At 69.2% G+C, this 26,547-nt stretch carries 23 protein-coding genes and 1 tRNA gene; 13 read left to right on the top strand and 11 right to left on the bottom strand.

Features of this window, described 5'->3' with window-relative positions:
- The first annotated feature begins 53 nt into the window (after window positions 1-53).
- The 7 genes from BLT62_RS10830 (at window position 54) to BLT62_RS10800 (ending at window position 9,950) form a co-directional block, all read left to right on the top strand.
- Window positions 54-2,111 carry a hydantoinase/oxoprolinase family protein gene (locus BLT62_RS10830; protein ID WP_083364068.1) on the top strand — a complete coding sequence of 686 codons (2,058 nt, stop codon included), beginning with the start codon at window positions 54-56 and terminating at the stop codon, window positions 2,109-2,111.
- A complete protein-coding gene (locus tag BLT62_RS10825) occupies window positions 2,104-3,807 on the top strand; it encodes a hydantoinase B/oxoprolinase family protein (protein WP_083364067.1) in 1,704 nt (567 codons plus the stop codon). Before BLT62_RS10830 ends, BLT62_RS10825 begins: the two co-directional genes overlap by 8 nt.
- A gap of 82 nt (window positions 3,808-3,889) precedes the next feature.
- Entirely contained in the window at window positions 3,890-5,092 is a 1,203-nt protein-coding gene (locus tag BLT62_RS10820) for a metal-dependent hydrolase family protein (protein ID WP_083364066.1), read from the top strand.
- Window positions 5,093-5,114: 22 nt separating this feature from the next.
- Entirely contained in the window at window positions 5,115-6,125 is a 1,011-nt protein-coding gene (locus BLT62_RS10815; RefSeq protein WP_083364065.1) for a zinc-dependent alcohol dehydrogenase family protein, read from the top strand.
- A 175-nt stretch (window positions 6,126-6,300) separates the two neighbouring features.
- Window positions 6,301-7,548, top strand: coding sequence for a ScyD/ScyE family protein (locus BLT62_RS10810; RefSeq protein ID WP_083364064.1), 1,248 nt, complete (start codon window positions 6,301-6,303; stop codon window positions 7,546-7,548).
- A gap of 121 nt (window positions 7,549-7,669) precedes the next feature.
- On the top strand, window positions 7,670-8,986 hold the full coding sequence (locus BLT62_RS10805; RefSeq protein ID WP_083364063.1) for a threonine/serine exporter family protein: 1,317 nt from the start codon (window positions 7,670-7,672) through the stop codon (window positions 8,984-8,986).
- A 169-nt stretch (window positions 8,987-9,155) separates the two neighbouring features.
- Window positions 9,156-9,950, top strand: a complete 795-nt coding sequence (locus BLT62_RS10800) for a class II glutamine amidotransferase (RefSeq protein ID WP_407937547.1) — start codon at window positions 9,156-9,158, stop codon at window positions 9,948-9,950.
- Window positions 9,951-9,988: 38 nt separating this feature from the next.
- On the opposite strand, the gene BLT62_RS10795 is transcribed toward BLT62_RS10800, so the two are convergent.
- Entirely contained in the window at window positions 9,989-10,747 is a 759-nt protein-coding gene (locus tag BLT62_RS10795) for a putative protein N(5)-glutamine methyltransferase (RefSeq protein WP_331710521.1), read from the bottom strand.
- A 131-nt stretch (window positions 10,748-10,878) separates the two neighbouring features.
- Between BLT62_RS10795 and BLT62_RS10790 the strand changes: the two genes are divergently transcribed.
- The gene (locus BLT62_RS10790) at window positions 10,879-12,618 is read left to right on the top strand and encodes a bifunctional 3'-5' exonuclease/DNA polymerase (RefSeq protein ID WP_083364060.1); all 1,740 of its coding nucleotides are present in this window, start codon (window positions 10,879-10,881) and stop codon (window positions 12,616-12,618) included.
- Window positions 12,619-12,636: 18 nt separating this feature from the next.
- On the opposite strand, the gene BLT62_RS10785 is transcribed toward BLT62_RS10790, so the two are convergent.
- Both BLT62_RS10785 and BLT62_RS10780 read right to left on the bottom strand, forming a co-directional pair.
- Window positions 12,637-13,182 (bottom strand): PadR family transcriptional regulator, encoded by a 546-nt coding sequence (locus tag BLT62_RS10785; RefSeq protein WP_083364059.1) that lies wholly within the window; start codon window positions 13,180-13,182, stop codon window positions 12,637-12,639.
- Window positions 13,183-13,219: 37 nt separating this feature from the next.
- Window positions 13,220-13,828, bottom strand: coding sequence for an alpha/beta fold hydrolase (locus BLT62_RS10780; protein WP_083364058.1), 609 nt, complete (start codon window positions 13,826-13,828; stop codon window positions 13,220-13,222).
- A 127-nt stretch (window positions 13,829-13,955) separates the two neighbouring features.
- On the opposite strand from BLT62_RS10780, the gene BLT62_RS10775 reads away from it, so the two are divergent.
- Entirely contained in the window at window positions 13,956-14,477 is a 522-nt protein-coding gene (locus BLT62_RS10775; RefSeq protein WP_083364057.1) for a DUF3145 domain-containing protein, read from the top strand.
- Window positions 14,478-14,542: 65 nt separating this feature from the next.
- On the opposite strand, the gene BLT62_RS10770 is transcribed toward BLT62_RS10775, so the two are convergent.
- The 6 genes from BLT62_RS10770 to aceE all read right to left on the bottom strand — a co-directional run bounded on the left by BLT62_RS10770 (window position 14,543) and on the right by aceE (window position 22,190).
- Entirely contained in the window at window positions 14,543-15,778 is a 1,236-nt protein-coding gene (locus tag BLT62_RS10770; RefSeq protein ID WP_083364056.1) for a beta-ketoacyl-[acyl-carrier-protein] synthase family protein, read from the bottom strand.
- A gap of 92 nt (window positions 15,779-15,870) precedes the next feature.
- Entirely contained in the window at window positions 15,871-16,119 is a 249-nt protein-coding gene (locus BLT62_RS10765; RefSeq protein ID WP_047410294.1) for an acyl carrier protein, read from the bottom strand.
- 65 nt (window positions 16,120-16,184) lie between these two features.
- Window positions 16,185-17,189 carry a beta-ketoacyl-ACP synthase III gene (locus BLT62_RS10760; RefSeq protein WP_083364055.1) on the bottom strand — a complete coding sequence of 335 codons (1,005 nt, stop codon included), beginning with the start codon at window positions 17,187-17,189 and terminating at the stop codon, window positions 16,185-16,187.
- Window positions 17,190-17,225: 36 nt separating this feature from the next.
- Complete coding sequence (locus BLT62_RS10755; protein ID WP_083364054.1) at window positions 17,226-18,143, bottom strand: ACP S-malonyltransferase; 918 nt, start codon at window positions 18,141-18,143, stop codon at window positions 17,226-17,228.
- 96 nt (window positions 18,144-18,239) lie between these two features.
- Window positions 18,240-19,457: a PucR family transcriptional regulator gene (locus tag BLT62_RS10750; protein WP_083364053.1), complete on the bottom strand. Its 1,218-nt coding sequence runs from the start codon at window positions 19,455-19,457 to the stop codon at window positions 18,240-18,242.
- A gap of 6 nt (window positions 19,458-19,463) precedes the next feature.
- On the bottom strand, window positions 19,464-22,190 hold the full coding sequence (aceE, locus tag BLT62_RS10745; protein WP_083364052.1) for a pyruvate dehydrogenase (acetyl-transferring), homodimeric type: 2,727 nt from the start codon (window positions 22,188-22,190) through the stop codon (window positions 19,464-19,466).
- Window positions 22,191-22,410: 220 nt separating this feature from the next.
- Between aceE and BLT62_RS10740 the strand changes: the two genes are divergently transcribed.
- The gene (locus BLT62_RS10740) at window positions 22,411-22,887 is read left to right on the top strand and encodes a peroxiredoxin (protein ID WP_083364051.1); all 477 of its coding nucleotides are present in this window, start codon (window positions 22,411-22,413) and stop codon (window positions 22,885-22,887) included.
- 15 nt (window positions 22,888-22,902) lie between these two features.
- Here BLT62_RS10740 and BLT62_RS10735 read toward each other — a convergent pair whose 3' ends face one another.
- Window positions 22,903-23,619 (bottom strand): hypothetical protein, encoded by a 717-nt coding sequence (locus tag BLT62_RS10735; RefSeq protein ID WP_083365418.1) that lies wholly within the window; start codon window positions 23,617-23,619, stop codon window positions 22,903-22,905.
- 102 nt (window positions 23,620-23,721) lie between these two features.
- Between BLT62_RS10735 and BLT62_RS10730 the strand changes: the two genes are divergently transcribed.
- The 3 genes from BLT62_RS10730 (at window position 23,722) to BLT62_RS10725 (ending at window position 25,519) form a co-directional block, all read left to right on the top strand.
- A tRNA-Val gene (locus BLT62_RS10730) sits at window positions 23,722-23,794 on the top strand.
- Between the two features lie 369 nt (window positions 23,795-24,163).
- Window positions 24,164-24,664 (top strand): restriction endonuclease, encoded by a 501-nt coding sequence (locus BLT62_RS17690; RefSeq protein WP_156786312.1) that lies wholly within the window; start codon window positions 24,164-24,166, stop codon window positions 24,662-24,664.
- 42 nt (window positions 24,665-24,706) lie between these two features.
- Entirely contained in the window at window positions 24,707-25,519 is an 813-nt protein-coding gene (locus BLT62_RS10725) for a GIY-YIG nuclease family protein (RefSeq protein WP_083364050.1), read from the top strand.
- 139 nt (window positions 25,520-25,658) lie between these two features.
- On the opposite strand, the gene BLT62_RS10720 is transcribed toward BLT62_RS10725, so the two are convergent.
- On the bottom strand, window positions 25,659-26,441 hold the full coding sequence (locus BLT62_RS10720; RefSeq protein WP_083364049.1) for a hypothetical protein: 783 nt from the start codon (window positions 26,439-26,441) through the stop codon (window positions 25,659-25,661).
- Between the last annotated feature and the right edge of the window lie 106 nt (window positions 26,442-26,547).

Raw genomic sequence — 26,547 nt, 5'->3', positions numbered from 1 at the left:
GCTCCATCACCGCACTGCAGCCCCATCTACCACCCACAAGAGGAAGTATCTTCATGTCCACAAATGTTCGCGTAGCCATCGACGTCGGTGGAACCTTTACCGACATGGTGAAGCTCGTACCGGAGACCGGTGAGCTTCGCTTCGAGAAGGTTCCCACCACCCCGCAGCAGCCCACCGCCGGCGTGCTGGCCGCATTCGACAAGGCGGATGCCGCGCCCTCGACGGTCGAGACGTTCAACCACGGCAGCACGCTGGGCCTGAACTCGCTCCTGACGCGCAGCGGCGCGCGCATCGCGACGATCGCCACCCGCGGCTTCCGCGACGTCTATCTGCTCGGTCGCACGGACCGCAAGGTGATGTACGACTTCGCCTACCAGAAGCCGAAGGCGTTGCTCGAGCGGTACGACACCTTCGAGGTCAGCGAGCGCAGCTACTTCGACGGCACGGTCGGCACCCCCTTCGACGAGGAGGACGCCCGATCGGTCGCCCGCGAGATCGCGAGCCGCGGCTATGACGCCGTCGCCGTCGCATTCCTGCACGCCTACGCGAACCCGCACCACGAGGTCCGGATGCGCGAGGTCCTCGCGCGGGAGGCCCCCGGCGTCGAGGTCACGCTCTCACACGAGCTGTCCCGCGAGTACCGCGAGTACGAGCGCACGAGCACCGCGGTGCTCGACGCCTACATCAAGCCCATCATGCGCACCTACCTGAAGGCGCTCGAGAGCGAGCTGGAGCAGCGCGGATTCGCCGGCCGGTTCCTGATGTCCCGCTCCGGCGGCGGCGCGATGACGGCATCCGCCGCCCGCGAGCAGCCGGTGCACCTGATCCTCTCCGGCCCCGCCGGCGGAGTCGTCGGCGCTGCGGCATTCTCGAAGCTCATCGACCGCCCCAATCTAATCACCATCGACATGGGCGGCACGAGCCTCGACGCCTCACTCGTGCAGAACGGCCAGCCGGTGCTCTACCACGGCGCCGAGTTTGAGGGCCTGCCCATCAACACGCCGTCGCTGTACATCCACACCATCGGCGCGGGCGGCGGATCGCTCGGCTACCTCGATGAGGCAGGCGCGCTCCAGGTGGGGCCGAAGAGCGCCGGTGCGGTGCCGGGCCCCGCCGCCTACGGGCGTGGCGGCACGGAACCGACCTTCACCGACGCGGCACTCGCGATCGGCTACCTCGGAGTCGACACGCCGCTCGGCGGCGAACTCACCCTCGACAGGGAGAAGTCGCTGGAGTCGCTCGCCACGATCGCCGGCGAGCTCGGCCTCACGGTGACGCAGCTGGCGCGCGGCATGGTGCGGATCTCCAACACCAAGATCGTCGGCGCCGTCCGTGCGATCACCATCGAGCTCGGCAACGACCCCAAGGACTTCTCCCTGTTGTCCTTCGGCGGCGGCGGCGGCCTCGTAGCCGTCGATGTTGCGCGTGAGCTCGGCATCCCCGAGGTCATCGTCCCTCCGGGGCAGGGCGCGTTCTCGGCGCTCGGCATGCTCATGGCCGATGTGCAGCACGACTACTCCCGCACCAGCCTCCAGAACCTCGACGACCTCGACGACGCCATCGCGAACGAGCTGTTCGCCGAGATGGAGGCCGACGCCGTCAGCACGCTCGAGAGCGAGGGCTTCGGTGCGGAGCGTCGGTCGTTCCAGCGCGTCGTCGCCGTTCGTTACTCGGGCCAGGAGCACTCGGTGACGGTCACCTACCCAGCCGGGAGTGCCGACGCCAGGGCCGCGATCCGCGCGGAGTTCGACCGCCTTCACCTGCGCCAGTACGGCCACATCATGGACGACCCGATCGAGACGACGGCACTGCGCCTGTCCGCGACCGGCATCGTCGACAAGCCCGATCTGCCGAAGGCGCCCGTCCGCCCCGCCGGCGAGAGTTTCACGGCCGGCATCCGCACCGTGACGCTCGACGGCGACAGCACCGCGGAGTACACCCTCGTCGCTCGCGAGGCCCTCATGGCCGGCGACGTCGTCGAGGGCCCCGCAGTCATCACCGAGCACACGGCCACCACCGTGATGCACGCCGGCGACCGCCTCGAGGTCGGCCTGTACGGCGAGCTCACCATCTCGATCAAGAACAACCAGAAGGAGTCCGCTCGTGGCTGACGCAGTAACCACGGAGATCATCCGCCATGGCCTTCTCGCCGCTGCCGAGGAGATCGCCCGCAACCTCTGCCGCACCGCATACAACACGGTCGTGTATGAGATTCACGACTACGGAATCGGCCTGCACGACGTGAACGGCGACGTCGTCGCGGATGCCCCCGGCATCGCGGTGTTCACGCGGGGCAACGACGCCGGCATCAAGCACTCGATGGAGTTCCTCGGCGTCGACGCGATGGAACCGGGCGACGTCTTCATCTTGAACTACCCGTACTGGTCGAGCGCGCACACTCTGGACCCGCTGGTGTTCGCCCCCATCCACGCGGAGGACCAGCTCATCGGCTTCGCCTCCTGCCGCGTGCACATCACGGACCTCAACCAGAAGGACCCCGGATACGTTCTCGACTCGACGCACAAGTCGCAGGAGGGCCTCATGATGCCCGCCTCGAAGCTGTACCGTCGCGGCGAGCGCAACGACGACGTGTTCAACATCATCCGGTTCAACAGCCGGATGCCCAAGCACACCATCGGCGACATCCAGGCGCAGGTCTCCGCGTGCATCACCGGCGTGCGCCGCACCCAGGAGCTCGCCGACAAGTACGGCGTTGCCGTGCTCACCGAGGTGATGGAGTCGATCCACGAGCACGGCGAGCGACTCGCCCGCCTGGCCCTCGCCAAGCTGCCGAAGGGAACCTGGAGCGCCGTCGACTACGTCGACGACGACGGGATCAACAAGGGCGAGCTCGTCCGCCTGCAGTGCACCGTCACCGTCAGCGACGAGGAGATGGTGGTCGACTGGACCGGCAGCGCCGAGAACGTCGAGGGCCCGATCAACCTGCCCGTCGGGCAGACCGCCGCACTGTCGAGCCTGATCTTCAAGTCGTTGACGACGCCGAACTCGCCCGTCGTCGCCGGAAACTTCGCACCACTTCGTGTGGTCACCGTCCCCGGCTCGGTCATGCACGCCGTCGACCCGATGCCGACATTCACCCTGTGGACCGGGCTGCTGGCCGGCGAGGTGATCCTGCGCGCCCTCGCCCAGGGCATGCCGGAGCTCGTGCCGGCCTGTTCCGGCGGCGATGTCTGCTCGATGATGGGGCTCGGCATCAACCCGCGGACGGGCGAGCCGTGGCAGGAGGCCACCAACGAGGCCGTGGGCTACGGGGGATCGGCGCACCACGACGGCGAGGACGGCATCATGCACCTCTCGGAGCCCGGCTGCCGCAACAACCCCGTCGAGGTGCTCGAGGCCAAGTCGTCGATGATCATCGACCACTACGGCTACCGGCCGGATTCGGGCGGCGCGGGCGAGTTCCGCGGCGGGGTCGGCGTCAGCCGCTCCTATCGCTTCACCGCCCCATCCACCGGAATCTGCCTCGTGTACAAGACGAAGACCGAGCCGTGGTCGATCGGCGGCGGCCAGGAAGGGCGCCCGAACCGGATCGTGCTGAACCCCGGGACACCGCGCGAGGTCATTCAGGGCGGCAGCTACAACAAGCTCGACGCCGGCGATGTCCTCGTGAACGCGACGGGTGGCGGCGGTGGCTACGGCTTGCCGTTCAAGCGCGATCCGCTCGCTGTCGCACACGACGTGCGCAACGGCTTCGTTTCGGAGGAATCCGCGCGGAACGACTACGGTGTAGCGGTGATGGAGGACTTCCGGGTCGACGAGGCGGCAACAGCCGCGCTGCGCGCCTAGCGATTCAGGGGGCCCGGGCGCTCCGACCGCCCGGGCCCCTCCCACTCCCAATTGTGAGACTCAACTCGAGAGGTGACACGAGATGTCGCAGACTGCTTCGCTGACCATTGCCGGCGCACACGTATGGGCGGGGGAGGGTCGGGGGTTCTCCGCCCGAGACATCGCGATCGTCGACGGCCTGGTGGCCGAGAAGGCCGACCCCGCCGCGGAGGTCGTCGACGGCTCGGGCTCCTGGATCGTTCCGGGCTTCGTCGACGCACACTTCCACGCCTACGCGACCAGCATGGACGGCTTCGAGAACGAGCGCGGTCCGCTCAGCTTCTCGGCGATCAACGGAACCCTGCGTCTCGAGAAGGCGCTCCAGCGCGGCTTCACGACCGTCCGCGACGTTGCCGGAGGCGACATCGGCCTCGCGCGCGCCATCGACGCGAATCTGTTCGCCTCGCCGCGGTACCACTTCACCGGGCCGGCGCTCAGCCAGACCGGCGGCCACGGCGACCCACGCTCAGAGCACGTCGACGTGTGCTTCAGCCACGGTCACATGTGTGAGGTCGTCGATGGAGCCGAGAACCTTCGCGTCGCCGTGCGCGAGCGCTTCCGCACCGGTGCACACGCCATCAAGGTGATGACCTCCGGTGGGGTCTTCTCCCTCACCGACCCGATCCGCATCCCGCAGTACTCCCCGGAGGAGCTGCGCGTCATCGTCGACGAGGCAACTCGTCGCGGGAGCTACGTCGCCGCGCACGCCTACTCCTCGGAGGCCGTGCAGCACTCGATCGAGAACGGTGTCCGCTCGATTGAGCACGGCAACTTGATTGACTCCGAGACGGCCCGGATGATGGCCGAGCGCGACGCCTTCCTCGTCCCCACGTTGGCCGCCTACGACGCCATGGACCGCCGCGGCGCAGAGATCGGCCTCAACGCGATCTCGCTCGCCAAGAACTCCGAGGTGCTCTCCAAGGGCCAGGAAGCCATTCAGCTCGCCCTGGCCGCCGGCGTGCGCGTGGGCTTCGGCAGCGATCTCATGGGCGATCTCGAAGACGACCAGCTGTGCGGCATCCGCCTGCAGACAGAGGCCGCTGGGCCCAGCGCCATGCTGCGCTCGCTCACGCAGGAGAACGCGGCCCTCATCGGCGACGACAAGCTCGGACACCTGGGCGTCGGCGCATACGGCGACCTGCTCATGCTCGCCGCGAACCCGCTCGAGGAGCCGTCGGCCCTCTGGGCGCAGGACGCCCGTCGCGCCGTCGTCCAGGCGGGGCGCATCGTCCGCGCCGAGCGCTAGCCGCGGGCCGAGGGGACTCAGCATGCCCAGCATCGTGCAGTGCCATGAGTTTGGGGGCCCCGAGGTGCTCAGGGTCGTGGAGTGCGCGGATGCCCCGCTCGGGCCCGGCGAGGTGCGCTATGACGTGGGCGCATTCGCGCTCAACCGCGCCGACCTCATGTTCCTGCGGGGCGAGCACTACACGATCCCGAGCTTTCCCTCCCGGATCGGGCAGGAGGCGGCGGGCGTCGTCACCGAGTTGGGTGAGGGCGTCACCGCCTTCCAGCTCGGCGATCGAGTCACCGCGCTGCCGTTCTTCACGAGCACGCACGGGGTGCAGGGGACGAGCGCGGTCACGCCGGCCGAGTACTTGACGCGGGTGCCGGCCGCCCTCGACCTCGAGCAGGGCACCGCCATCTGGATGCAGTACCTGACCTCCTGGTTCGCCTTCGTCGAGGTCGCGAGGCTGCGCCCCGACGACACGGTGCTCATCACCGCCGCGGCCAGCAGCGCGGGGCTCGGCGCGCTCCAGATCGCCCGGCTGCTCGGCGTGCGCGCAATCGCGACCGTGCGCAGCGCGGCCAAGGCCGACCTGGTGCGCGCCCAGGGAGCGGACGCGGTCGTCGTCACGGGGCGCGATGACCTGTCGGCGGCCGTGCGCGACGTCTCCGGCGGTGCGGGGATCGCGGCATCCTTCGACCCGATCGGCGGGCGCTCGCTCTTCGACTACGCCGACCTCCTCGCCGAGGGGGCCACCGTGCTCGCCTACGGCACGCTGAGCGACGAGCAGCCCAGCGTGCCGGTCGCGGCGATGGTGCGCGCGAACGCCGTGTTTCACCCGTACTCGATGTTCAACCACATGCGCGAGCCCGGGCAGCGCGCACGCGCCGTCGCGGCGATCAGCGCGGCGCTCGAGACCGGCAGGCTGGCGCCGATCATCGACAGGGTCTTCGACTTCCACGAGCTCATCGACGCGTACCGGTACATGGAGTCCAACGCCCAGAACGGCAAGATCGTCGTGCGCGGCGAATCGCTCCACGCGACTCAGGGCTAGCCCCCTAGTCGCCCTCCGAGGCCGGGCGTAGGTTTCCCCCCGAGCGACGGCCCCGCCGTTGCCCTGGGGGCACAACCGAAAAGGCAGTGTCGCGTGCACACGGGTCGTCGGGGTTGCCCTGCTCGTCCGGCTCTGCCTCCCTGATCGACCTCGTTCCGAGATCTTGGAGGACCCAATGAGAATCACGTCCATCGTCGCCGCGGCCGGCGTCCTCGCGCTCGCGTCGCTCGCCGTCGCCGGCCCCGCAGTGGCCGGCGGCCGAGACAACAATCCGCCTCCCCAGGCGGGCACCCCGGTCACCCTCGCCGACGGGCTGCTCACACCGCTCAGCATGGCGGTGGGCCGCGACGGCAGCGTCTACGTCAGCCAGAACTTCACCGGCACGCTGAACAAGGTGGGGAAGAACGGCACCACGACCGTCGTGGCGAGCGCGCCCGGCGACGAGATCGGCGCCGTGTCGGTGCGGAAGAACACGGTCTACTACGCCCAGGCAGCCCAAGACCACACCCGCTCGAACATGGTGTCGATCGGCAAGAAGGGCACGCCGACCCCGTTCGCCGACATTTACGCGTACGAGAGCACGGTCAACCCCGACCAGATCAACACCTACGGCTTCATCGGGCTGCCGCAATCGTGCGCCGACCAGTTCGATCCAACGGTGGAACCATTCCTCCCCGCCACGTACACGGGCGTCGTCGACACGCACGCCTACGCGTCCATCGCGCTCGACGACGCGATCTATGTTGCGGATGCCGGCGCGAACGCGATCCTGCGCATCGACTACGACGGCACGATCTCCACGACGGCTGTGCTGCCGCCGGCCACACCGGTCACTGCCACCGCGGAGATCGTGGCCGCGTTCGGCTTCCCCGCCTGCGCGGCCGGCTACGAGTACGCGTTCGAGCCGGTGCCCACCGGTATCGCGCTCGGCCCGGACGGCTGGCTGTACGTGTCCAGTCTGCCCGGCGGGCCGGAGGACGCGAGCCTCGGCGCCCGCGGCTCGGTGCTGAAGGTCGACCCCGACGACGGGGAGATCCGCACCGTCGCCACCGGATTCGTCGGCAGCACCGGCGTTGCCGTCTCGCCGAAGACCGGCACGGTGTACGTGACGGAGCTGTTCGGCGGCCCGACCGGAACCGGCCAGGTCTCGGTCGTCCCGCGTGGCGCCTCCACGGCCAGCGTCCTGCTGACCATCAACTCGCCGGCCGCGATCGCACTGGCCAAGGGCAAGCTGTACCTGACGACGGATGCCTTCGTGCTCGGCGAGACCGGTCCGCAGCCGGTCGGCAAGGTCACCCAGGTGCCCCTGCGCGGCAGCGGGCAGGGCGACGACTCAGAGGATGACGGCGGCCACGGTCACCACGGCGGCAACGGCCACTGGGGCAACCACGGCCAGAACGGCCACTCCGGGGGCCACCGCTAACGAGAGGCACACGGCGGAGGGGTCGGCCACGCGGCCGGCCCCTCTGCCTGTGCGCTCATTCGTTCCGCGTGATGCAGCGCCCTGAAGCGCGGCCCGAGAATGAACGGGGGAGGAGGCGCCCGTGGACGTGAAGTCGATCTGGCACGCGATCTCGCGCCGCTGGAGCCGAGACGACCGCCCGGACGTCCACGAGGAGGCCGACCCGGCCGCGGCGCAGCGCTTCCTCGTCGGCCTGGGCAGCGCCCTGCTCTCGGTCGGTGTCGCCACGACCGACATCCACCGCACCCTGCACGGCGTCGCCCGGGCGCTCGGCTACGAGCAGGCGTCGATCATCGTGCTGCCGACCGTGATGATCATCTCGCTCACCGAGGCCAGCGAGCGCGGGCTCGCGGCGACGGAGCCGCACGACGGCGAGGTGCGATTCGACCGCGCGTCCGGCGTCTACCAGCTCGTCCTCGCCGCCCAGCGCGGCGAGCTCACCGCCGAGGAGGGGCTGGACAGACTGGCGGCGATCCAGGCCGAGCCGCCGCGGTTCCGCTGGCCGGTGCGGATCATCGGGCACGGCGTCGCGGCATCCGGGGTTGCCCTCATCCTGCTCGGCGCCGACCTGACCAGCATGATCGGCGCGCTGCTCCTCGGCTCGCTGGTCGGGGCAGCCAAGCTCGTCGTGCGGCCCAACTCCTTCTCCGCCACACTGCTGCCGGCGTTCATGTCGTTCCTGACCGCGCTGCTCGTGTTCGCGGCGGCCGAGGCGCACCTGCTCGCCGTGCCGCTGCAGGTGCTGGTCCCCGCCCTGGTCACGCTGCTGCCCGGAGCGGCGCTCACCACCGGCATCCAGGAGCTGGCCGCGGGCGACATGATCTCCGGGTCGAGCCGCCTCGTCTCGGGGGCGATCCAACTCGTCCTCCTGGCCTTCGGGATCATCGCCGCCCTCACCATCAGCGGCCTGGCGCCCTCCCGCGCGCTCCAAGTGACCGGGCCGGGGTTCGGCGCGTTCGAGCCGTGGGTCGGCGTGATCCTGATGGCGCTGGGCTTCTTCCTGTACTACTGCGGCCCGCCGCGCGCCGTGTACTTCCTCACCGTCACCCTGTTCGCCGCCTACGGCGCGCAGGTGCTCTCGGCGCTGATCGTCCCGGCCGTCTTCAGCGGCTTCGTCGGCGCGCTCGTGCTCACCGTCGTCGCCTACCTGCTGCAGTCCTTCCGCGGCGCCCCGCCCGCCGTGGTCTGCTTCCTTCCGGCCTTCTGGCTGCTCGTGCCCGGAGCAGCGGGCCTGATCGACTTCACCCAGAAGGTGCTCGGCCTCGCCCTCGAGACGGTGAACACCTTCTCCGTGCTCGGCTCGATCGTGGCGATCGCGCTCGGCGTCGTCACCGGCACCGCCGTCTACCGGCAGATCTACCGGCTCGCTCCGAGCCGCTGGGGGCTCCGGTTCAGCTGATCGGCCACCGCTGCCAACCAACCCCCGGCGATCGCGAGCATCACCCGGTTCGGGTGACGCCGGGCGCAGTGCCCGCGTCTACGGTCTGAGTACCGCCGGGCGACGAGAGGCAGGTGCGAAGATGTGTCGATGGCTGGCATACACAGGTGAACCGCTGCAAGCCTCCACAGTGATTCTGGATGCTCAGCACTCGCTGGTGGCACAGTCGCTGGATTCGCCGCTCGGCAACGAGACCGTCAACGGCGACGGATTCGGTTTCGGCTGGTATCCCGAGAACGCGCACGCCGGCGACGCGCCGGCGTTCTTCCGCAGCATCGAGCCGGCGTGGAACGACCAGAACTTGCGGGAGCTGACCCGCAGCGTGCGCAGCCCGCTGTTCTTCAGCCATGTTCGGGCGGCCGCCGGGCCACCGATCCAGCAGACCAATTGCCATCCGTTCCGGCACCAGAACTGGATGTTCATGCACAACGGCTTCCTCGACGGGTTCGCGAAGATGAAGCGCGACCTGACCTTCGCCGTTGACCCGTCTCTGTACCCGGCCATTCTGGGCACGACCGACTCCGAGGTGCTGTTCAACCTCGCGCTGACGTTCGGCCTCACAGACGACCCGATCGCGGCGATGGGGGAGGCGATCCGCATGGTCGAGGCCGTCGGGCGTGAGCGCGGCATCGCGTTTCCGATGCAGGGCACGCTCGCCGTCACAGACGGTGTCACCGTGTGGGCGTTCCGGTACTCCTCGCAGGGGCGCACGCGCACGCTGTTCCATTCCGTTGACGTGGACACCGTGCGCGAGATGTACCCGGGCGCCGAACGACTCAAGCTGTTCGGATCGCGCGCCCGGCTCATCGTGTCTGAGCCGCTCAACAACCTCCCCGGAGTCTTCAACGCGGTGCCCGAATCGACGGTCGCCGTCGTGGATGCCTCCGGTTACCACCACGAGCCGTTCCTCGCGCCGAACGACTGACGTGGTGCGGCGCAGGGCGCCGACAACGACTGGCGCGTTCAGGCCGTTGCGACGATCACCGTGGCGTCGCGTGCGTCGTCGCGCGCGATGCGAGTCGTGAACCCGGCCGCCGAAAACAACGCCGCAGAGGCCCCGGCCTGAGCGCTGCTCGTCTCGATCAACAGGGTGGAGCCCGGGTGCAGCCACTCCGCGGCCTCCGCCGCGATCCGGCGGTGCACGTCGAGGCCGTCGCTGCCGCCGTCGAGCGAGGCCAACGGCTCGTGCTCGCGGGCCTCCGGCGGCATGAAGGCGATCGCCTCGCTCGGCACGTAGGGCGCGTTGACGGCGAGCACATCGATCCGGCCGCGGAGGCCGCCCGGCAGTGCCGCGAACAGGTCGCCCAGCAGCACCGTGGCGCGGCCGGCCAGGTTGCCCGCCGCGCACGCGACGCTCGCGGCCGAGACGTCGCTGGCGTACAGCCGCACGCCGGGCCGAGCGGCGAGGATCGCGGCGCCGATCGCCCCGCTGCCGCAGCAGAGGTCGACGGCGATCGCCCCCGGGGCGCAGGCGGCGATCGCCTCCCGGGCGAGCAGCTCGGTGCGCCGGCGCGGCACGAACACGCCGGGCGCGATGCCGACGCGGATGCCGGCGAACTCGGCCCAGCCGAGCACCTGCTCCAACGGCCTCCCGTCGAGGCGCTCCGCCAGCAGCCCCGCCAGCCGGGCGGGATCGCCGCCCGCGGCCTCGGCGAGCAGCGCGGCCTCGTCCTCCGCGAACACGGAGCCGCCCGCCCGGAGCGCGCGGACGAGCTCTGGCAGCAGCGGCGGGGCTTCGGGAGGGGGCAGGGCGCGCCTTTCGACGGATCGATGCTAAACCCTCGAGCCCCGGAATGCACGAGCGGCGCGGGTCGCGGCATTCGAACGTGCGTTCGGTAGTGGAGAATGGGTGGGTGACCATCGTTCTCGCCCGCAACAGCCCGACCGAGGTCGTGGCGAGCAGCGTGGACGCGCACGGCGAGCTGCTCGGCGAGGCCACCGTGCTGCCGTTCGACCGGCTCGCCGGCTTCGTCGCCGAGCGGGAGGGCGCCCCGGAGCCGGAGCGCTGGGTGTGGAGCGACAGCTCCCGCTGGTACGGAGACCTGCTGAACGCCGGGGTGCGCGTGCGGCGCTGCCACGACCTGCGGCTCAGCCACGCGATCCTCCGCAACTCGACCCTCACCGCGCACACCGCATTCGCCCGCGCCGAGCCGAGCGCCTGGGACCAGCCGGTCGAGCCGCCGAGCGCGCACGTGGCCCCCGTGCACAGCACCCTGTTCGACCTCGGCGAGACCATGGCCAGCGGCCGCAGCGCCGCCCGCGAGGACAGCGCGGCCGAGTACCGGCGCCAGCTGCAGGCCCTCGCCGAGGTGCCGGATGCCGGCCGGCTGCGGCTGCTGCTGGCCGCCGAGTCCGTCGGCGCGCTCATCGCCGCCGAGATGCGCCACGCCGGGCTGCCGTGGCGCACCGAGGTGCACGACGCCCTGCTGACCGCTGAGCTCGGCCCGCGCGTGCCCTACGGCACCCGCCCGGCCCGGCTCGAGGAGCTGGCCGGCCGCATCCGCGGCATCCTCGGCGACCAGAGCGTCAACCCGGACTCCCCGCAGAACGTGCTCAAGGCGTTGAACCGCGCCGGGTTGATGATCACCTCCACCAACCGCTGGGAGCTGGCCGAGTACAGCCACCCGGTGATCGCGCCACTGCTCGAGTACAAGAAGCGGGCCAGGCTGCTGACCGCCAACGGCTGGACCTGGATGGACCAGTGGATCATCGACGAGCGCTTCCACCCCGACTACGTGCCGGGCGGTGCCGCGACCGGCCGCTGGGCGACCAGCGGCGGCGGCGCCCTGCAGCTGCCGAAGCAGATCCGCGCCGCCGTCACCGCCGACCCCGGCTGGAAGCTGGTCGTGGCCGATGCCGCCCAGCTGGAGCCGCGCATCCTGGCCGCCCTCTCGGCCGACACGGCGATGGCCGCGGCCGGCCGCGGCACCGACATGTACGCCGGCATCGTCGCCAGTGGCGTGGTGGAGAGCCGCGAGCACGCCAAGGTGGCCATGCTCGGCGCCATGTACGGGGCGACGACGGGGGAGAGCGGGCGGCTGATGCCGAAGCTCACCCGGGCCTACCCGCGCGCGATCCGGCTGGTGGAGCAGGCGGCCAGGGCCGGCGAGCGCGGCGAGCACGTGACCAGCTGGCTCGGCCGCTCGTCGCCGGCGCCCGGCGCGGACTGGCAGGAGGCCCAACGCCTGGCCAGCCAGCCAGGGGCGAGCGCCGCCGAGGAGTCCCGGGCGCGCAGCCGGGCCCGCGACTGGGGCCGGTTCACCCGCAACTTCGTCGTGCAGGGCAGCGCGGCCGAGTGGGCGCTGTGCTGGATGGGGGAGATCCGCAACGGTCTGCGCGCCATCGAGGAGCGCTCCAGCACCCCGCCGGGGCGCCTCGCCACGGCATCCGGTGCCGTCTTCGAGTCCCTCCCGCACCTCGTGTTCTTCCTGCACGACGAGATCATCGTGCACACGCCGGAGGAGCACGCGGAGGAGGTCGCCCAGACGGTGACCGAGGCCGCCGCCTTCGCCGGCCGGCTGCTGTTCCGCGACTTCCCGGTGGACTTCCCGCTCGGCATCGCGGTCGTCGACCGCTATTCCGAGGCCAAATAGCCCCGACCGGGCTGTGGCTCAGGCCGCGGGGCGACGCCCGCGGCGGGGGCGGGATTCGCTGAGCGGCCGGGCGAGCGCCGTGTTGGCTGCTGCCGCCTCGCAGGCGTCGAGCCAGCGCAGGGCGGCCGCGCGCAGCTCCTCCTCGGATGCCGCGGCGAGGGCGCCCTGGGCGGACTCCGGCTCGGTCTCGCGCAGCAGCGGCGCGGCCCAGAGCTCGCGGTGCTGGGCGAGCAGGCTCGTGAATGGGGCGCCGGGCAGCGAGGAGGCGACCAGCAGCTGGTCCAGCATCTCGTTCCAGTCCAGCTGGCCCGGGCCGACGACGCTCAGCCACTCCCGGGCGGCCAGCGTGCCGGAGGGCGTGAGCGCGTAGAGCGGCAGGCCGTCTGCGGTGGCACCGGCGTCGCGCACCAGGGCGCTCTTGCCGAGGCGGTCGAGGGTGGCGTAGATCTGGCCGACATTGATGTCGCGGCGGTGGCCGAGGCGGGAGAGGAGCTCCGCGTGCAGCTGTGCCCCGTAGGCCGGCCCCAGGGTGAGCACGGCGAGCAGGCTCTCGCGTACCGACATCCCGCTCCTCTCGTCGACCCCACTTCGTGCCTCGAGCCTATGCAGCACCCGGCGCGCCGGGGTGTTGCCACGCTGGGCGCGCGGAATTCCGGGGCGGAGCGGCTATCCCAGCGCCGAGAGGAACGCCGCCGCTCTCGGTGGGCGGTTCCGCCGTGCACAGCGCCGTCAACGTCTCGCGCCACACCCTGGCCGGGATCCGGGCGCCGTCCGAGACCCTGTCGTCGATGTACCACGGCGGCACGGCCTGGACGCGGGGAAACCAGTCCAGCGAGCGCCGCACCCAGCCGGCGCCTACCGGGTCGGTCAGCCGCTCGACGTCCCCGGCAAACGCCGGCCTTCCGCGCAGGCTGCGCGGGGTGCCGACGAGCACGAGGCCGGCCACGCGCTCCGGCGCGGCCACCGCCACCTCCTGGGCCACGTAGCCGCCGCTCGAGGAGCCGAGCAGCACGGCGCGCGGCAGCCCGGCGGCATCCATGAAGGCCAGCACCTCCGCCGCCAGCGAGGCGAGTGTACGCGGCGCCGCGGAGTCGTCCCAGCGCTGGTCGACGGCCCGCGCCCCCACGCCGGGCGGCAGCAGGGGCAGCAGTCGGTCGAAGGAGCGGCCGGTCTCACCCCACGCGTGCAGCAGGAGAAGGGGCGCAGCCATGCCCCATGCTAGGCCGCAGAGGCTAGACGCTGGCCGCACTCTCAGGGCATAATCGGGGAAGTGCCCGTTGGGGAAGCCGTTTCAGAGGTCGTTGGGGAAGACGCACCTCAGAGGAAACGGAGAGAACATGACGGCACCCACAGCCCGTCAGGCGAGCCCCGCACGGGGAGTCATCTATGTCCATTCGGCGCCCAAGGCTATGTGCCCGCACGTCGAATGGGCGGTCGGCCGGGCCCTTGAGCGCGCCGTGAACTTCGACTGGGCCGGGCAGCCCGCCCTCGACGGCGCCCTGCGCACCGAGTTCTACTGGGAGGGCGAGCGCGGCACCGGCGCCGCCATCGCCTCCGCCCTGCACGGCTGGGAGCAGCTGCGGTTCGAGGTGACCGAGGATGCCGGCAGCGGCTCCGACGGGTCCCGCTGGATGCACACGCCGAGCCTCGGCATCGTCTGGGTGCAGATCGACAGCGCCGGCAACATGGTCGTGCCGGAGGACCGGATCCGCTCGGCCATGGCGCGCGCCGGCACCGACGCGCTGGAGCTGCACCGGGAGCTGCGCCTCGCCCTCGGCCAGGAGTGGGACGACGAGCTGGACGTGTACCGCTACGCCAGCGACTTCGCCCCGGTGGTCTGGCTGCACAAGACCGGCTGACCCCACAGACGCAGAAGGCCCGCGCGGAATACCGTGCGGGCCTTCTGAGCGTCGGGGTTCTGGGGCTAGACGCTCCGGAACGCGACGACGGCGTTGTGGCCGCCGAAGCCGAAGGAGTTGGAGATGGCCAGCTGCGGGCCGTCGCCGAGCGGGATCGGCTGGCCGGAGATGGTCAGCGGGATCTCGGGGTCCTGCGTGGTGAGGTTGATCGTGGGCGGTGCCACGCGGTTCGTGATCGCGAGGATCGTGAAGATGGCCTCCAGCGCGCCGGTGCCGCCGAGGAGGTGGCCGGTTGCGCCCTTGGTGCCAGACACGGGGATCTCGTTGACGCGCTCACCGAACACGGCCTTGAGCGCCGCGTACTCGGCGATGTCCCCAACGGGCGTGCTCGTGGCGTGCGCGTTGATGTGCGTGACATCCTCCGGGCGGGCGCCGGCCAGCTCGAGCGCCATCTCGACGGCGCGGCTCGCGCCGCGACCCTCCGGGTCGTTGGCGGTGATGTGGTACGAGTCGGCGGTGACGCCGCCGCCGGCGACCTCGGCGTAGATGCGCGCACCGCGGGCCAGGGCGTGCTCTTCCGTCTCGAGCACGAGGCTGGCCGCGCCCTCGCCCATGACGAAGCCGTCACGGTCGACGCTGTAGGGCCGGGAGGCGTGCGACGGGTCGTCGTTGCGCTTGGAGAGCGCCTGCATCGAGGAGAAGGAGGCCATGGTGATGGGGTGGATGGCGCTCTCGGTGCCGCCGGCGATGACGACGTCCGCGTACCCGGCCTGCAGGTGCTCGTAGGCGTTCACGATCGACTCGGTGCTCGAGGCGCAGGCGGAGGCCACGGTGCGGGCGAAGGCGCGCGCACCGAAGTGCATCGATACGGCCGCGGAGGCCGCGTTCGGCATCAGCATCGGCACGGTCATGGGGAGGACGCGGCGGGGGCCCTTCTCGCGGAGGACGTCCCACGCGTCGAGCAGGGTCCAGATGCCGCCGATGCCGGTGGCGAAGTCGACGCCCAGGCGTTCCGGGGCGACATCGGGTGCGCCGGCATCCGCCCACGCCTCCATGGCCGAGATCAGGGCGAACTGCGCCGAGGGGTCGAGGCGCTTCGCCACAGGACGGTCGAGGACCTCTTCGGGGCGAACCTTCGCACGGGCGGCGAACTTCACGGGAAGCTCGTACTGCTCAACCCATTCGAAGGGGAGCGTCTCGGCGCCGGAGACGCCGGCGAGCAGCGCTTCCCAGGTCTCGGATACGGTTCCGCCGAGGGGCGACGTCGCACCGATACCCGTAACAACAATCTTTTTGGTCATAACGGTCAAACTCTCCACGCAGTGAGGAACAAGCGGGCATGCCCGGTCAAGCGGGTCGGGCTGAGCCGACCCGCCAGACGGGGAAAGGGGTCTTAAGCCTGGGCTCCGACGATGAAGGTGACAGCGTCACCAACGGTCTTGAGGTTCTTGACCTCTTCGTCGGGGATCTTGACGTCGAACTTCTCTTCAGCGTTGACGACAATCGTCATCATCGAGATCGAGTCGATGTCGAGGTCGTCGGTGAACGACTTGCCCAGCTCAACCGTGTCGGTCGCGATGCCAGTCTCGTCGTTGATGAGCTCGGCCAGGCCGGCAAGAACTTCTTCGGTGGACAATGCCATGTGTTTTCTCCTTGAGGGGGGTGTTTCGTTTGACCGCCACCTAGTTTAGGGGGACGGCAGGACTGTTAGGGCAGCACCACGACCTGTGCGCCGAAGACCAGGCCGGCGCCGAAGCCGATCTGCAGGGCGAGGCCGCCGCTCAGCTCGGGGTGTTCCTCGAGCAGGCGGTGGGTGGCCAGCGGGATCGACGCCGCCGAGGTGTTGCCGGTCGTCGCGATGTCGCGGGCGATGGCCACGCTCTCCGGCAGCTTCAGCTGCTTGGCGAACTCGTCGATGATGCGCATGTTGGCCTGGTGGGGGATGAAGGCGGCGAGGTCGTCGGCGGTGATGCCGGCGGCGGCGAGGGCCTCCTTGGCCACCTTCGCCATGTCCCAGACGGCCCAGCGGAAGACCGTCTGGCCCTCCTGGCGGAGCGTGGGCCACTCGGCGGCGCCGTCACGGTACTCGACCAGCGTGTGGTTCATGCCGACCGCGGCGGCCTTGGAGCCGTCGGACCCCCAGACGGTGCGGGAGATGCCGGCGAAGTCGCTCGGGCCGATGACGACGGCGCCCGCGCCGTCGCCGAGCAGGAACGAGATGCTGCGGTCGGTGGGGTCGACGATGTCGGAGAGCTTCTCCGCGCCGATGACGAGCGCGTAGTGGGCGACGCCCGCGCGGATCAGGGCGTCGGCCTGGGCGACGGCGTAGGCGTACCCGGCGCAGGCGGCGTTGACGTCGTAGGCGGCGGCGGGGTTCGCGCCGACCCGGTCGGCGACGACGGCGGCCATCGACGGCGACTGCTGCGTGTTGCTGATGGTGGCGACGATGACGGCGTCGATGAGCTCGGGGGCGATGCCGCTGCGCTCGATCGCCTCGCGGGCGGCATCCGTGGCCAGGTCCAGCGCCGAGACGTCGGCGGTCGCACGGGTGCGGGTGATGATGCCGGTGCGCTGCTGGATCCACTCGTCGGAGGAGTCGATGGGCCCGGCGATGTCGTCGTTCGTGACGGCGACGGAGCCGCGCGCCGCGCCGACCGCGTAGATGCGGGTGTGGGCCGGGCCGTGCGACTGCTGCAGGGTGGGACGGGTCATGGTCTGAAAGCCGATCTGCTGTGGAGGAGTGTGAGACTACGCGTTGTCGAGGAGCTCGAACGCCGCGGGCAGGTCATCGGGGGTCTTGATGGCGACGGTGGGAACGCCGCGGAGGGCGCGCTTGGCCAGGCCGGTGAGCGCGCCGGCCGGGGCCAGCTCGATGATGCCGGTGACGCCGGCCGCCGCGAAGGACTCCATGCAGAGGTCCCAGCGCACGGGGGACGAGACCTGGCCGACGAGCAGGTCGACGAAGCGGGAGCCGCTCTCGACCCGGGTGCCGTCGTTGTTGGTCCAGATCGGGAGGGTCGGGTCGCTCGGGCTGAGGGTCGCGGCGACCTCGCTGAGGTGCGCGACGGCCGGAAGCATATACCGGGTGTGGAAGGCGCCGGCGACCTGCAGCGGGATGACGCGGGCCTTGGCCGGCGGCTCCTCCGCGAGGGCGGCGAGTGCCGGCAGGGCGCCGGCGACGACGATCTGGCCGCCGCCGTTGTAGTTGGCCGGCTCGAGGCCGAGTTCGGCGAGCCGGGCGAGGAGCTCGGCCTCGTCACCGCCGAGGACGGCGCTCATGCCGGTGGGCTGGGCGGCGGCGGCGGATGCCATGGCGCGGCCGCGTTCGCCGACGAAGCGGATCGCGTTCTCGTCGCTCAGGATGCCGGCGCCGGCTGCCGCGGTGATCTCACCGACGGAATGCCCGGCGATGCCGGCGATCTTGTCCCGGCGGCCCCCGGCGAGCAGGGCCTGCAGGGTGAGGATGCCGGCCGCGACGATGAGCGGCTGGGCCACGGCCGTGTCGCGGATGGTGTCGGCGTCGCTCACGGTTCCGTGGGCGAGCAGGTCGGTGCCCGCGGCATCCGAGAGGGCGCGCAGGCGCTCGGCGAATTGCGGTTCGGCCAGCCAGGGCTCGAGGAAACCGGGGGTTTGGGAGCCCTGTCCAGGGCAGACGACGACGATCACTTCTCTAGTTTGCCAATCTCATGCCGTGCTGTGATGTGGAGCATCGACAGCGTATCGGCGAGACCCTTGTGAATCTCGCACAAATTGTGGGGCAAATCAGCGGCGTCGGCGCAGGCCGTCGTGGTCGCTGATGGAGCCGATGATGAGTGCGGACTGCAGAATCAGCGCCTCGCGGGCGCCGGTGGCATCCCAGCCGATCACCTCGGAGACGCGCTTCAGTCGGTAGCGCACGGTGTTCGGGTGCACGAAGAGCTCGCGCGCCGTCGCCTCGAGCGAGCGCCCGTTGTCGAGGTAGCACCACAGGGTGGTGAGCAGCTCGGTGGAGTGCGCCTGCAGCGGGCGGTAGATGCGGTGGATGAGGGTGGCGCGGGCCAGCGGGTCGCCGGCCAGGGCGCGCTCGGGCAGCAGGTCGTCGGCCTGCACTGGGCGCGGGGCGTGCCGCCAGGAGTGGGCGACGGCGAAGCCGGCCAGCGCCGCCTTGGCGCTCTTGGAGGCGTCCACCAGGTTCGGCACCTCGTGGCCGAGCACGAGGTGGCCCTGGCCGAAGTGCGGTTCCAGCTGCACGGCCATCTCCATGAAGCTGATGACCGGCTCGATCGGCTTGGACTCGTCGTCCGTCTCGGCGGTGGCCCCCGGAGAGGGCTGCGAGCGGCCGATCACGAGCACCAGCCGGTTGCCCTGCACGCCGATGAGCACGTCGGCAGACATATGCCGGGCGGCGCGGCGCAGCTGGTCGACGTCCAGCATGCGCGGCGTGGTGCCGACGAGCACGGAGACCTCGCCGTGGCCGTGCCAGCCGAGCGCGGCGATGCGGCTGGGCAGTTCGTCGTCGTACTCGCCGGAGAGGATCGAGTCGACGACCAGTGCCTCCAGGCGCGCGTCCCAGAGGCCGCGGGCCTCGGCGGCCCTGGCGTAGACGTCGGCGGCGCCGAAGGCGATCTCCCGCGAGTAGAGCAGGATCGCCTCGTGCAGGCCCTCGCCGCGGTCCTTGATCCGCTCCTCGACGACCTCGACGACGACCCGGATCAGCTGCAGCGTCTGCTGCAGGCTGACCGAGCGGAGGAGCTCGCGCGGGGCGGCCCCGAACACGTCCGCGGCGATCCACGGCGTGGAGGCCGGGTCGTCGTACCAGGAGATGAACGAGGTGATGCCCGCTTGCGCGACGAGGCCGACGGCGGAGCGCCGCCCCGGTGGCATGTCGCCATACCAGGGCAGCGTCTCCTCGAGACGCTTCAACGTCGTGGTTGACAGCTCACCGGAGAGGGTGCGCAGCCAAGCCAGCGTCTCTTCTTTTGTCTTCGGCCTCGTCGCCACGGTTTGTTAGCTCTCGCCCCCGGCTGAGCCCGTCGTGCCGGCGTTGACGTCGTGCAGACGGTACTTCGCGATCGCCTGCGCGGGTGCGCCGGGGTCGACCTCGCCGCGTGCAGCAAGCAGCTGCAGCGTGCGGACGACCATCGACGGTCCGTCGATCTTGAAGTAGCGGCGGGCGGCGGCACGCGTGTCGCTGAAGCCGAAGTCATCGGCTCCGAGCGTCGCGTAGGTGCCGGGGATGAACGGGCGGATCTGGTCCGGCACGCTGTGCGAGAAGTCCGTCACAGCGACGAACGGGCCCTGGGCCGCGCCCAGCTTCTGCCAGACGTACGGCGTGCGGGGCTCTTCCTCCGGGTACAGGAAGTTGTGCTCGTCTGCGGCCAGGCCGTCGCGGCGCAGCTCGCTCCACGAGGTGACCGACCAGACATCCGCCGACACGCCCCAGTCAGCCGCGAGCAGCTCCTGCGCCTCGAGGGCCCAGGCGACCGAGACACCGGATGCCAGCAGCTGAGCCTTCGGGCCGGCGGCCGCGCCGTCCTTGAGCTTGTAGATGCCGCGCACGACGCCGTCGACGTCGAGACCCTCCGGCTCGGCCGGGTGGATGATCGGCTCGTTGTAGACGGTCAGGTAGTACATGACGTTGGGGTCTTCGTGCGCCCCGCCGTACATGCGCTCCAGGCCGCTGCGGACGATGTGGCCGATCTCGTAGCCGTAGGCCGGGTCGTAGGAGACGACGGCCGGGTTCGTGGCGGAGAGCACCAGGGAGTGGCCGTCGGCGTGCTGCAGGCCCTCGCCGGTCAGCGTCGTGCGCCCGGCGGTCGCGGCGATCATGAAGCCGCGGGCCATCTGGTCTCCGGCGGCCCAGATGGCGTCGCCGGTGCGCTGGAAGCCGAACATCGAGTAGAACACGTAGAACGGGATCAGCGGCTCGCCGTGCGTGGCGTAGCTGGTTCCGATGTTCGTGAACGACGCCAGGGCGCCGGCCTCGTTGATGCCGACGTGGATGATCTGGCCCTGCGGGCTCTCCTTGTAGGCGAGCAGCAGTTCGCGGTCGACCGAGGTGTAGTGCTGGCCGTTCGGGTTGTAGATCTTCGCCGTCGGGAAGAAGGCGTCGATGCCGAAGGTGCGCGCCTCGTCCGGGATGATCGGCACGATGCGGTGGCCGAACTCCTTGGAGCGGATCAGGTCCTTGAGCAGTCGGACGAACGCCATGGTGGTGGCGATCTCCTGGGTGCCGGAGCCCTTCTTGGCGATGGCGTAGGCCGAGTCATCCGGCAGCGAGATCGCCGTGTGCGCGCTGCGGCGCTCCGGCAGGTAGCCACCGAGCTCGCGACGGCGGTCGTGCAGGTACTGGATCGCCTCGTCGTTGTCTGCCGGCTTGTAGTACGGCGGCAGGTACGGGTTCTCTTCGAGCTGCGCGTCGGTGATGGGGATGTGCATCGCGTCGCGGAACGTCTTAAGGTTGTCCAGCGTCATCTTCTTCATCTGGTGGGTCGCGTTGCGGCCCTCGAAGCTCGGTCCGAGGCCGTAGCCCTTGACGGTCTTCGCCAGGATGACGGTCGGCTGGCCCTTGTGCTCGGATGCCGCCTTGAACGCCGCGTAGATCTTGCGGTAGTCGTGGCCGCCGCGCTTGAGGCCCCAGATCTGGTCGTCGCTCAGGTCCTTGACGAGCTCGAGGGCGCGGGGGTCCCGGCCGAAGAAGTTCTCGCGGACGTAGGCGCCGTTCTCGGCCTTGTAGGTCTGGTAGTCACCGTCGGGGGTGACGTTCATCAGCGTGCGCAGGGCGCCGTCGGTGTCGCGGGCGAGCAGGTCGTCCCACTCGCGGCCCCAGACGACCTTGATGACGTTCCAGCCGGCACCGCGGAAGAAGCTCTCCAGCTCCTGCACGATCTTGCCGTTGCCGCGGACGGGGCCGTCAAGGCGCTGCAGGTTGCAGTTGATGACGAAGTTGAGGTTGTCCAGGCCCTCGTTGGCTGCGACCTGGAGCTGGCCGCGGCTCTCGACCTCGTCCATCTCGCCGTCGCCGAGGAACGCCCAGACCTGCTGGTCGCTGGCGTCCTTGATTCCGCGGTTGGTGAGGTAGCGGTTGGTCTGCGCCTGGTAGATCGCGTTGATCGGGCCGAGGCCCATCGACACGGTCGGGAACTGCCAGAACTCGGGCATGAGGCGCGGGTGCGGGTAGGAGGAGAGGCCGTACGGGGCCTGGGACTTCTCCTGGCGGAATCCGTCGAGCTGCTGCTCGCTCAGGCGGCCCTCGAGGTAGGCGCGGGCGTAGGTGCCGGGGGAGGCGTGGCCCTGGATGAAGATCTGGTCTCCGCCGCCCGGGTGGTCCTGGCCGCGGAAGAAATGGTTGAAGCCGACCTCGTAGAGCGAGGCCGCTCCGGCGTAGGTCGAGATGTGGCCGCCGACGGAGATGCCGGGACGCTGTGCGCGGTGCACCATGACGGCGGCGTTCCAGCGCAGCCAGGCGCGGTAACGGCGCTCGATGCCCTCGTCGCCGGGGAATGCTGCCTCGTCCTCGGGCGCGATGGTGTTGATGTAGTCCGTGGTCGGAACCATGGGCACGCCGAGGTGCAGCTCTTTGGAGCGCTTCAGCAGGCTCAGCATGATCTCGCGGCCGCGTTCGTGCCCGTGAGCAGCGACAAGCGCGTTGAGCGATTCGGCCCACTCGGCCGTTTCCTCCGGGTCGGAGTCCACGTTGTTGACCGAGTAAGGGTCCTGGTCGTTGACAGTCACAGTCGACCTCTCTCTTTGTTCTAGTACCGATCGCGTGTGCAGGGCAGGCCGTGTCAGCGCGCTCAAAAACAATCTGAACACAAGCGAAAACCAGGTCGGGTCGCGACCGGGCACAGTACGCCATCCTATTGATTCTATTTCGGGTACGCGGACACCGGGCGGCTACGATCGAGGCGTGCATTCGGCGATATCCGGGCCGAATCAGAACAGGAGCCCCAGAGTGACGCTGCAGATTGGCCAGACCGCCCCCGATTTCGAGTTGGCCAACCAGTGGGGTCAGGGCGTGAAGCTCAGTGATTTCAGGGGGAAGAAGTCCGTCGCGCTGGTGTTCTTCCCGCTGGCCTTCTCCGGCACGTGCACGGGGGAGCTGTGCGAGCTGCGCGACAATCTCGCCCTGTTCGCGGCTCAGGACGTCGAGCTCATCGGCGTGTCCGTCGACTCCAAGTACGCGCTCCGGGCCTGGGGTGAGCAGGAGGGCTACGATTTCCAGCTCCTGGCCGATTTCTGGCCGCACGGGGAGGTTGCCGCCCAGTACGGCGCGTTCCTGCCGGAGAAGGGCTTCGCGACACGCGCCACCGTGCTGATCGACAAGGCCGGCGTCATCCGCGCCCACTTCGTCACGGCGCCCGGCGAGGCGCGCCAGTTGGACGCGTACCGGGCCGCGCTGGCCGAGCTGGAGGAGCAGCCCGCCGCGTAGACGCGCCGGGCGTGCCTAGGTCGCGGCGAGGATGTTGACGGCCCGCGAGATGACGAGCGCCAACAGGACGAACCCGGTGAGCGCCTGGGCCGCCATGATCAGCTTCGTGCGCGAGCGCATCGGCATGGCATCCGTCGGGCTGAACGCCATCATGTTGGTCAGCGAGACGTAGAGGTAGTCGACGAAGCCGGGCCGCCAGTCCGCGGCCTGCGCGGAGACGCGGCGAATCTCGTCGACGTCGTCGCTGCTCTCGTCCTGCGGGAATTTGAAGTCGGCGATGGGCAGCTGGCTGCGTTCGAGGTTTCCGCGGGCGACGGGGCCGCCGCGATCGAGGTCCCAGTACAACAGGCCGAAGGCGATCACATTGGTGATCCACACCTGCAGGGCCGTCAGGAGCAGCGTGGGGCCGTTGGCCGAGCCGTCGATGAGCGAGCGGATGACGTAGGCGACGTTGACCTGGTTGGCGATCACCAGCAGCGCGGCAAAACTGATCGACAGCCAACGCGACCACTGCGTCTGCCGGGTGAGGCGGTGCGGGTTCTGGATCACCAGGGGGATGAACATGAGCAGCAGGATCACGGTGGCAACCTGGCGGAGCACAACCGTGTCGGGGTTCGGCACGCTCACGTAGAGCAGGATCGCGACGACCAGACCCGCGAACGCCGGCCAGCGCGTCTCCGAGCGGCGCTCCTGGGCGTCGCGACCATCGTCCTTCGCCGGCGAGATGCGCATGACCATGAGTGTAGGCAGCGATGCGCAGGCGGGGCCAGTGGCGCGCGGCATCCGAAAATGTCGGTAAGGTAGATGAGTCGTTGCGCGTGATCCACCCGCAATGGGCCTTTAGCTCAGTTGGTAGAGCGCCACGTTTACACCGTGGATGTCATCGGTTCGAGCCCGGTAGGGCCCACAGAGAAAACCCCGCCTCAGGCGGGGTTTTTTGTGTGAGACGGTGGCGCTGTGGCCCAAATGCTGGCCGCGTGTCGGTGAGGTGTCGGTGGCGAGCTTCGCCAGGCTGTTGCGGATAGCTGGGTAAGGTGCAACACAAAACGCCCACTGGTATCCGGCGCGCGTCAATGGATTGTCTAGGCCCTGCGCACGGCAACCTTCCGCAGAACTCGTACCTCAGCGTTCGGCGCACTCGCCCGAGCGTTGAGCACGGTCCTCGCATGAGGGTCGTCGGCGATCCCCATCCAATGGATGTAGAAGCGGAGCGTGATCGCGGTGTCGCTGTGCCCAAGCCACGTACTAACAGCCTTGATATCAATCCCGGGATTGGATGCGATGGCTGGGGGTACGCGATGCTGAGACGTCCCGACGTAGGACAGGCGGCGGCGTTGCTGGCTCGTGGGGTCGGTTTGTAGCTCAGGTAAAGATTTACGACGCGAAGACCGGATCCAAGGGCGTTGACGCAGTGCGACAGATCGCTGGTATTGCGGCAGCGGAACGGAAGAAGGCAGTTTTCTTCGCAACATGCCGGTTCAGCAATGAAACCACCAAGTTCGTGGAAGCCGCAGGCGTGCTTTTGCTCTGGTTCAGCGCGGCTGGAACGGGGGCTGAGCTGGCGCCTCAGACCGACTTCACACTCGATTTTGCCGTGCGACTGTATTCGACACGTATCAGTATCCGAAATGGCGGAACGATGTTGAAGCAGGCCGCGCTTGACGCCGTAGCCGACGATCGAACCGCTGTCGTTCCACGTCCTAACCAGCTGTTCAAACATCCGCGTGAGCATGGTCCGGTCGCGAGATTCCAGACTCCCACGTCTGGCAACGTGTGAACGTCACGGCACAATGGATCGAACTGAAAGAGGGAGTCCCGGATGGCGCTAACGACTGGCCCGATTCTCCTTGACGCGGGCATCGACCTCGCTGACGCCCTGGTGATCCGACACGCGTATGTGCGAACACATGAGGACAGCGGCCTACCAGGCATACACGCGGACTCCACCGACGCAGAGATTCTCCAGTACACGAGAAACCAGTCCGCAATCACGCAGAGGTTCCCGGCGGTACCGCCTCGTTTTTGGATCGTCTTCATCAAGGAGGGCGGTGACCAGGCCCGGCTCTGGGGCGTCGTCGAGAACCGCGGCGAGATTGCCAATGACGGGGTGCGTCGGATCTTCGACGTGGTCGAGTCAGATCACATGACGGACCTTCGAAACCGGCTCGTAATCGGATGGAGGTCGCCGCGTGCCTGGTGGGTATGGGCCAACACAGCGGCAAGCCTCCCTGTGATGGGAATCGCCGATGCGGAGCCGGTGCCCTTCCCCGGGTTTGACCGGCTCGTGCTCGATCATGCGAAACTCCAGGCGGTGATGCGTGAACACCGGTACGCCTCGTGGCGTACCGCGCTCGCATCCGTTGCCGGTATCTATTTGATCACTGACACCAGCGACGGGCGCCAGTACGTTGGCAAAGCGGAAGGCCTCGAGAACATCCGTCAGCGGTGGGGCGCATATGCGGCCAACGGGCACGGTGGCAACGTCATGCTCCGCGGACTCCAGCCGGCCAGCTTCCGCTTCTCGCTCCTGCGTGTATTCGATCCGGCGACACCTACATCGGTGATCGATGCAGCAGAGAGCCACTTCAAGGTGGCGCTGGACACGCGTAGGCATGGCCTGAACGGAGGCTAGGCGAGGTGGCTCGCCGTAGACGCTTGGCCTCGTGCAGCACGGATGCCTCACAGGAAGAGTTCACCCGGTCGGCGTAGGCGTGTCGCTCGCGAACCGCCGGCGCATCTCACGGAGCGGGGCACGCCATCTAGCCAAAAAGTTAGCCCTCAGCCAGCGGCTTCCACTTCTCGTGGCCCTCGTAGCCCACGGGGAGCCAGTCGAGCGTGTAAGTGTCGTCAGCCCCAGTCAGCGCGACCTCATCGTAGTCATAGCCGCCCGCGTACCAAGCGACCCAGTCGGTCGCCTGCTTGGGGAAGAGCACGTTCTTCATGTGATCCGCATCGTGTGTCGCGGAGTAGCTCTCAAATGTTGAGTAGGATTCCGCCTCGATGATCTCGGCATCGGTGACGACCTGCACGATGATGTCGGTCGTCTTTGCCGCACGAGTGACATCGGTGATGATCAGCTTGACCTGCTCTTTGAAACTGGGGTTCGAATAGTCGAGCTTGTCCGTAAGCACCCAATACTGCCTCAGACCGCCTTCGCTAATCGGATCTTCAGCGGTGATGAGTTCGTATGCGGGGCCTTCGTAGACGAACACATCAGCGGCAGGCTCCGATTTCACCTCGGCCTCCGCTCCGGCTTGCGCGGTCGCAGTGGGTGCCGCTGGAACCGACGCCGCCCCGTCGTCCCCGCCGGTGACGATGCTCATCACGGTGATAATGCTGGCCAAGACTACGATCACGCCGCCCAGTATCAAGAATGGGGTCCAGTTGACTTTGGGTTTCACACGACGGAAGCTCAGCTGGGTGCGAAGCAAAGGGAGTTCGGTCTGGGATACGAATTCCCAGCCGTCCTGCTTTGCCTTCTCGATGGAGCGCGCCTCCATGCCGCGTACAGTTGTGGCGGTCTTCGTCTCGTACTTGACTTCTACGTCAGCCATGGGGCTCCCCTAAACCCCCGCGGGGACTCATCTAAATTGAACTCAGTGGAGCCTATATGTCTCCGTGCGATCGCCGATCCCGGCGCACCGGAAGCTCTAACTTCAA

Origin of the sequence: Microterricola viridarii (genome assembly GCF_900104895.1) — a bacterium.
Classification (GTDB): domain Bacteria; phylum Actinomycetota; class Actinomycetes; order Actinomycetales; family Microbacteriaceae; genus Microterricola; species Microterricola viridarii.
This window is presented reverse-complemented; position numbering and strand designations above follow the sequence as displayed.

Excerpts from the sequence above, each read along its gene's own strand:
- BLT62_RS10765 (WP_047410294.1), bottom strand. The coding sequence starts at position 16,119 with ATGGCATTGTCCACCGAAGAAGTTCTTGCCGGCCTGGCCGAGCTCATC.
- BLT62_RS10780 (WP_083364058.1), bottom strand. The coding sequence starts at position 13,828 with ATGGCTGCGCCCCTTCTCCTGCTGCACGCGTGGGGTGAGACCGGCCGC.
- BLT62_RS10735 (WP_083365418.1), bottom strand. The coding sequence starts at position 23,619 with ATGCGCATCTCGCCGGCGAAGGACGATGGTCGCGACGCCCAGGAGCGC.
- BLT62_RS10810 (WP_083364064.1), top strand. The coding sequence starts at position 6,301 with ATGAGAATCACGTCCATCGTCGCCGCGGCCGGCGTCCTCGCGCTCGCG.
- BLT62_RS10760 (WP_083364055.1), bottom strand. The coding sequence starts at position 17,189 with ATGACCCGTCCCACCCTGCAGCAGTCGCACGGCCCGGCCCACACCCGC.
- BLT62_RS10770 (WP_083364056.1), bottom strand. The coding sequence starts at position 15,778 with ATGACCAAAAAGATTGTTGTTACGGGTATCGGTGCGACGTCGCCCCTC.
- BLT62_RS17690 (WP_156786312.1), top strand. The coding sequence starts at position 24,164 with ATGCGATGGCTGGGGGTACGCGATGCTGAGACGTCCCGACGTAGGACA.
- BLT62_RS10725 (WP_083364050.1), top strand. The coding sequence starts at position 24,707 with ATGGCGCTAACGACTGGCCCGATTCTCCTTGACGCGGGCATCGACCTC.
- BLT62_RS10830 (WP_083364068.1), top strand. The coding sequence starts at position 54 with ATGTCCACAAATGTTCGCGTAGCCATCGACGTCGGTGGAACCTTTACC.
- BLT62_RS10820 (WP_083364066.1), top strand. The coding sequence starts at position 3,890 with ATGTCGCAGACTGCTTCGCTGACCATTGCCGGCGCACACGTATGGGCG.
- BLT62_RS10720 (WP_083364049.1), bottom strand. The coding sequence starts at position 26,441 with ATGGCTGACGTAGAAGTCAAGTACGAGACGAAGACCGCCACAACTGTA.
- BLT62_RS10815 (WP_083364065.1), top strand. The coding sequence starts at position 5,115 with ATGCCCAGCATCGTGCAGTGCCATGAGTTTGGGGGCCCCGAGGTGCTC.
- BLT62_RS10785 (WP_083364059.1), bottom strand. The coding sequence starts at position 13,182 with ATGTCGGTACGCGAGAGCCTGCTCGCCGTGCTCACCCTGGGGCCGGCC.
- BLT62_RS10775 (WP_083364057.1), top strand. The coding sequence starts at position 13,956 with ATGACGGCACCCACAGCCCGTCAGGCGAGCCCCGCACGGGGAGTCATC.